Origin of the sequence: Sulfitobacter sp. F26169L, assembly GCF_026410285.1 — a bacterium.
Classification (GTDB): Bacteria; Pseudomonadota; Alphaproteobacteria; order Rhodobacterales; family Rhodobacteraceae; genus Sulfitobacter.
Genome location: NZ_JAPMLP010000010.1, coordinates 80,311 through 87,227, shown reverse-complemented (window position 1 = coordinate 87,227; position 6,917 = coordinate 80,311). Strand labels below are relative to the sequence as shown.

At 51.8% G+C, this 6,917-nt stretch carries 4 protein-coding genes; 1 reads left to right on the top strand and 3 read right to left on the bottom strand.

Translation table 11 applies throughout. The features are described from left to right. Positions 1–643 precede the first annotated feature (643 nt). The 3 genes from OS189_RS16795 to OS189_RS16785 all read right to left on the bottom strand — a co-directional run bounded on the left by OS189_RS16795 (position 644) and on the right by OS189_RS16785 (position 4,706). The gene (locus tag OS189_RS16795; RefSeq protein ID WP_267168493.1) at positions 644–1,975 is read right to left on the bottom strand and encodes a Tad domain-containing protein; all 1,332 of its coding nucleotides are present in this window, start codon (positions 1,973–1,975) and stop codon (positions 644–646) included. Positions 1,976–2,021: 46 nt separating this feature from the next. Beyond that, on the bottom strand, positions 2,022–2,504 hold the full coding sequence (locus OS189_RS16790; RefSeq protein ID WP_267168492.1) for a TadE/TadG family type IV pilus assembly protein: 483 nt from the start codon (positions 2,502–2,504) through the stop codon (positions 2,022–2,024). Between the two features lie 282 nt (positions 2,505–2,786). Then, positions 2,787–4,706: a calcium-binding protein gene (locus tag OS189_RS16785; protein WP_267168491.1), complete on the bottom strand. Its 1,920-nt coding sequence runs from the start codon at positions 4,704–4,706 to the stop codon at positions 2,787–2,789. A 479-nt stretch (positions 4,707–5,185) separates the two neighbouring features. Here OS189_RS16785 and OS189_RS16780 point away from each other — a divergent pair, with 479 nt between their 5' ends. Then, the gene (locus OS189_RS16780) at positions 5,186–6,871 is read left to right on the top strand and encodes a BCCT family transporter (protein ID WP_323380249.1); all 1,686 of its coding nucleotides are present in this window, start codon (positions 5,186–5,188) and stop codon (positions 6,869–6,871) included. The last annotated feature ends 46 nt before the right edge of the window (positions 6,872–6,917 follow it).

Here is a 6,917-nt window from a genome sequence, read left to right as displayed (position 1 = left end):
TGGTCCCAACATCGCAACAATCTCCCATCTCAATGAGGAAATTGAATCAGTTAGACGAGGCTAAATCAACGTGAGTTTTTCAACAGAATAGGCCCCTTGCGGACGTTGGCCGACTGTCCACGTGCTGCATTGCGGCTTCGCCAGACCGGCCATTCCTTTCTCATGCAGCATTCTGGCGATCTCAGAGTCGGTGGATTGAACAATGCCGACTTATCAACATCCATGCCCTTAGACCGGCAACCCTGAAGAACTTATTGGGACGAAAAAGGGGAATAATACTGGCCAGTCCGCCTTATGGGAAGAAGTCGAGTGGTCCACAATTTAGAGATTAGTAGGCGGGCATAGTCGGCGCCACTAAGGCAGTGCGGTCACGAAGGCAGCGAAAACCGAACAGTACAATGCAGACACCTATCGCCAGTCAGCGGACAATGTGATCATTCGATTCGCTTGCAGTGAGATTTTCTTTCAGAGACGTGTCCACACCCCTGCTCGCCAAATAGTTATGTGTCCGCGTCCACATGATAGGTCTGTGGGCAGGCGTAATACGGCCACCTATCGTAGAGAGAGGCGACGCTGTTATATCTGCTGCTCAGGTTCGCATGCCACGGATTGAGTACACGCATTCAGTCCGTGGCAATTATGCTTATTTTACGGTCCTGAAATACTCAGCCCGATATGCGTTTTCCATGCCACGATTCTGGCAAAATCCCATATTCATGTTGCTGGTTCCGTCGATCATTCCGTACGACACAAACGACACGCCTTCGATACCGTCTGCGTTTGCAGCAAATTCGATGTCACCAATAGCGAGAATTTGTCCACCGAAAACATTGAGCGAAGAAGCTGCGTTGAACCCGCCAAGGGTCATCAGTGTGGCCCCACCACCGGGAGCGCAATTATCATCACGCCCGATGCTCAAACCTGAAGGAGTGTTAAACGATGTTGCGCTGGTGTTAGTGGTGGCAACAACGACATCTGCAAGGACAACACCATTCGCAAACTTGATTTGGCAATCGGTAACCAAGACGAAGTTTGAGTATGTACCTGCCTGCAATGTGATTTTTCCGGACCCCGAACAATTGAACCGATTTACAGAATTAGGCTCGAAATGCTGTGGAGTCAGCCCTTGGCCCTTGTAACTGTTGTTCCCATCGGGATCAGGCACAGCGAGGGTCGACGAGGAAACGCTGTAGGGAGTGCCTGAATAGACATAAGGAGGCAGATGTTCGGCTTCTCCGCTCCAAAAACTGTTGATAATGTCAGGAAGGTCGTTCAGCAAGCGTAGGCGGTAGGCCCCCCCCCGCAGAGCGGTTTGCAGACCCTCGTTTTTTTCGAACCCAGATTTTGGTATATCGAGGTCGGCGAGATCGGGCATTGAAACGACTGTCCCCGGCTCAAAATAGTTGTTTTGGTTCAAGCTAACATATTCATTGGAATGAATGCAAAACCCGTCTGTGAAGCTGTTGTTGGATTGGATGTCGACAACTTCCTCGGCCACGAAACCTTCGGTGAAACAGGGCGGATAATAGGTAGTATAGACAGTTTCCACACCGACATCAAATGTGTCATAGCCGATTAATCTAAGTAAGAAATTTCGCGAAGGATTGCCGCGGATTTTAGACATCTCTGCTTGGACCCAGACTGCATTTTTCGAATTTATGTCGGCAGTAAACTCTGCAGTGTCCGCATCCCAATTGCCGAATACAATATCAGCCGTTGACAGCGCAACTGCCCCATAGACAGATTCAGGCAACATACTTGACACAATTGTCAGGGCTTGGTCCTGAGACGAAGCAACATCATTTTCCATTCGGGAGTAGAGAGCAGTATGAGCGGCGGTGTCGGTTGCGATCTGGAGCTGGTTGCGTTCCGCAATGACCTTATTAAAGTCGATTGCAAGACCGCCCATGACGATCGCGATAAGCACAAAGAATACAGCTAATAAAGTCATCGAGCCGTCTTCATTTTGGGTCATTAGAGACGCGTGCTGTTTAAGGCGAGAATTCATGGAGCGCTCCATATCAAAACTCTATCAAATGTTGAGCGTGTACGCCGATTTTAACGCTGTCGAAGGCACTGCCAATTATGTCCAAGGGCATCAGATCAGTAGCTGGCACGGAAAATACAGTATCTACTTGTCCACCTGAAACAGTTGTTTGAATTACCATATTCGGACCGAGATACGCAAGATTTTGGCCGATATAGGCTTCCACAGCAGCTGCATCGTCAAGTCGGCCCAACGACAATGCGCGATTACCATCTTGGACGACACGAATAATTTGAGACTTACTAAAGAACACCATAGACAGGTTGATCATTATGGCTAACAGAACGAAAAAGATCGGTACCCATATGACAGCCTCGACCGTCGCAGCACCTTCTTCACGGGTCAGGAAATTATTACGTTTTCTGCAATTAGCCTCAATATCATGGCCTGAAAATGCTTTTCGGACGATCATTTTGCTCTCACAATCTTGGATAAATTCCTGTTTTTCTGCATTCACTCAATTAGAAAATTCCACAGACTTACCTTAACATCATTGGCTATTCTTTGCATGCGACCAAAATATGATGAAAATGTGGTTTCGGAAAGGCAGTGGAATAATATGAACGCTTTACCATCTCCGTGCCGAATTTACGTTCAATAATTCTGCCCCGCACAAACTTGGGGCGTCATCTTAGCCAGCGAGAGATAGTCCCCAATTGAATGGCGGCTTTCACGGACCGAACAGATACATGCTGTATCTGCAGTGAAGGTCTGCTATCCGCCCAATGGACCGTCTGAGCTATGATTTATGCAGGTAACTAGAATTCATAGGCAAACAAGATGGAAGGAACAACTCCGTGACAAGGGCTAAGATTCCCCTCCAGATGCAAATACCAACACAGGACATTTCCTGTAGCGATTGAAGGCTCGCGCTATCAGCGCCAGCACCGCCATCGAGGTTTTGCGCGTCGCCAATACCAAAGTAATAACCGCGAACACGATCATCTCCACCCATCATCCAGATGTCGGTCGCCTTGATCTGCCCAAGGTCATCTCCAAGATTGGTTGCGACGAAGTGTTCGATGTTTTCAATATATTGAAACGCCGATGGGCTCTGCGCCGTTTGCAAAGTGCTTTGGCCACCGATTAACGCTGTCTGCACGTTGCGCAAATCAATACGATCAATTCCCGCGCCGCCATCCAGCAGCGGGTCAATTAACATGGGATCATTAATGCGGTCGAAACCGTCCAAAACGCGGGCCGCAAAGACATCGTTGCCTGCTTCGCCGAAAATCCGGTCGGCGCCAGTGCCAAAGATCAGCAGATCATCATCATTACCCGCGTATATCTGGTCATTTCCGAAACCACCTTCCAGTGTGTCGCTTTCCGGCGTGCCGACGATGGTGTCATTGCCGCTGCTGGCGGTGCCTGTACCCGTAGGCGCGGTATAACGGAACACGGTGCCGGCCAGTTCGACTGTCCCGTCACCATTGCGATTGCTTTCGCTGGTCCAGCCAATGAAAATATTACCGTCCGTTCCCTGCTGGGCAAACGGGCGGGTCAGTTGCCCTCCCGGAATATCCGATTGCACGACAAACGGATCGGTAAGCATGTAGCCGGACGGGCTGACAACCCGTCCCATCAGATCGAATTCGGCGGTAAATTCGTCGCTGCCGCGCATCAATTGCGTTGCCAAAACCAGAATATTGCCATCCTCAAGGACCAAAACCTCTGTCTGCGGCTCCTGGTAGGTGGGGAGCGAAAACGTCGCATCAACGCTATCAGCACTGAAAACCGTCAGCCCCGAGTCACCATACAACGATCTGATCGAAACATCCGGCACGTAGTTGAAAAAATCGGGATCATCTTCATCGCGGCGTATCCCTTGCGTATCGCCCGTAAAAAAGATTTGCATGACGACAGAATTCCCATCGGAATGGGTGGTTACAAACATTCCGCCGGGCAATGCGGCTGCGCTTGCCTCATGGCCATCGAACTTGGTGTGTGACCGCAATGGAATGCCGGATGCATCATGCCCGACCGGCAGATATGGATCGTTTTCGCGCACATCATCACTGCGCCACGCATAATGCTGCTGTTCATTGACGAGCACGCGCATGCCGTTGTCCAGAAGCAGCAGGTCGCCATCTTCGCTGTCCCCTGCCTCGATCCTGCGTGTATCGATCGCAACGGTTCCGTCAGCGTTAAACGTCCGGCCCATAAATCGGTCACTGTACCCCGGCCGGCTGTCAGACCAGACGGCGGTAAACCCGCCATCGGCTGTGCCGACAACATGGGGAATATGCTGATCCCCCTCGGTGGTGTCGGCCAACAGGATCTCGCCAGACACCGGCGCCCCTGTTGCATCCAGCACCCGCGCGCGCGCTTCAACAGCTCCGTCTATGTTTGGTCCGTCTGTCCAAGAGACGACGACATTGCCATTGGTCAGTGTTGTTATGTCGACATCGTTCTGCGCAAAATCGGTCGTGACGTTTACCTGAAAGACATCACCCGAGGAGGTGCCATCGGCGTTAAACACCCGCCCGAAGATGGCCATGAAATCATCATCGGTGACGTCGGGGATCGGGAATAAATTGCTGACCAGTTGCGTCCAGACGGCCATATATTTGCCGTTCGACAGGGCGACAACCTCGCCCCCGTTCGAGCCAACTCCGACAGGAGCGAGATAGGATGCAGAAGATAGTTCGGTAAGTGCCATGACGTTCTCCGGATAATATTTTAACAGCAAATAATTTATCGTTAGCGCTGGGAAACTTTCTATCAATAAGCCTGAATGTCCGGCCTGATAAATTGTATCAGGAGGGAAATTTACTGCTTTGGCGCACGGATAGATTCATCCGTATCAGCAAAGTATCAGGCCAATTTTGACCTGATACTTTCCGCTTGACCAACGACCAATCACCTCATCTTTCGACATCATAGGATCTGTTTCTCCCACCTAACCAATTGATTTTGAATTGGATAAATCATCAGTACACACACCTCATCGAAATCATAAGTGTCCTCCATACCGGTTTGCACTGCGCCGACGGACCCCTTAGGATACAATCATCATCGCTCGGAAATGTTGAAAGATTTCGGGTCCGAGCTATTTCAAGTGTCGCTACGTTCAGCGGCAAACCTGAAAACAAAAATCAGAGGAAACGGATGTCAGATAATAAGGGGATCAGTCCCCCAATGACTGAATTGGATATCAACACTGCCGATGGCGGGTTCTACAACGGCTTTTCAGTGGCTGTTGCCGTACCTGCCAAAATCATAATCTCGATACTTGTTGTATGGGCAATTTTCTGGCCCATAAGTTCGGGTTTGGTTTTGAACGGATTTAACGGATTTATTCTGCAAAACTTTGCCGCTTGGTACATCTGGGTGGTCGCGTTCTTTGTTTTGGTATGTCTCATTCTGGCGGTCTGGCCTGCTGCGGGGCGGCTGAACCTCGGTCTTGACGGAGAAGGTCCCGAATTCACCAGATTTTCCTGGTTCTCCATGATGTTCGGTGCCGGTATCGGAGTCGGCATGCTTACGTGGGCGGTGGCGGAGCCGGTATCGCACTTTGCCAGCAACCCCGAAACCATCATGGGCCTGACCACAGGCGGCGAGGCCGACAATGTGCGCATGGCCTACAAATGGTCGTTCCTGCATTGGGGATTCAGTGCTTGGGCGTGTTACGCCATATGCGGTCTTTCGCTTGCCTTTTTCAGCTATCGCCGCGGTCTGCCCCTTACCATCCGTTCGGGCCTGACACCCCTATTCGGTAACGCGCTTGCCGGTACGCTGGGTCACATCATCGACATCGTTGCGGTCGTCGCGACCATTCTGGGTGTGGCGCAGACGCTTGGTTTTGGCGTTGACCAATTTATTGCGGGTCTGGCCCGCATCGGCATTGGCGGCCTGACAAACGCCGAAGGCGCGGCATCCACCACCGGCATCATTGTGGCGCTTCTGGTCATCATGGGTCTGTCGACGCTTTCGGCCCTGTCAGGCGTGGGGAAAGGCATCAAATGGTTGTCAAACATCAACATGGCGCTTTCCATCGTTTTACTGGGGTTCTTCATCATCTTCGGAGCGACATGGTTCGGCTTCAACGCAATGTTTGTCGGCCTGTGGGACTACCTGATCGCCCTGCCCGCGATGAGCGTGAATGTCTTTGTGTCTGATGGCGTGGAAGGGTCGGAAGCATTCCGGCTCGCGCAATGGCAAGGCTGGTGGCCGGTGTTCTACTGGGCATGGTGGATCGCATTTGCTCCCTTCGTCGGCCTGTTCCTTGCGCGGATTTCCCGTGGCCGAACGATCCGCGAATTTGTACTGGGCGCACTGATTGTACCTGCCTTGATGTGCTTTGTCTGGTTCGCTTGGGCCGGTGGCACCGCCATCGATCTGGAGCTTAACGGCGGCGCGGACGGGGTAATCTTTGATGCGGCTAATGGTGACAAGATCTTTGCCATGACCGAATTCATGCTGGCCCCGATTGCGCAGTGGCTTGCATGGGGCATGGCGTTCCTGATCGTTGTATTGTTGTTGACCTTCCTTGTGACGTCGGCTGACTCGGCGGTGCTGATTGTGAACACGATCAACGCTGCGGGTGACGAAGGGCCAAAGGCGCGCCCGCATATCCTGTTTTGGGGTGTGGCGCTGGCAATGGTTGTCGCCGGTTTGCTGATTTCGGGGGGGACGTCGGCAATCCAGACCGCGATGGTGATTGGCGCACTGCCGTTTTCCATCGTGATGGCGCTTATGGCGGTTGCCCTGCTGAAGGCGATCTATAACGACACCCGCCGCCAAAAGGCAGGTGTTCCGATGACCCACGACAAGATTGAAGGTGCAACCGGAAACGGCCTGTCGGCAGGTCTTGCTGCCGAATAAACGGTCATTGTAAAAAAATCGGAAAAAGGGGGCGCCGTATCTGCGG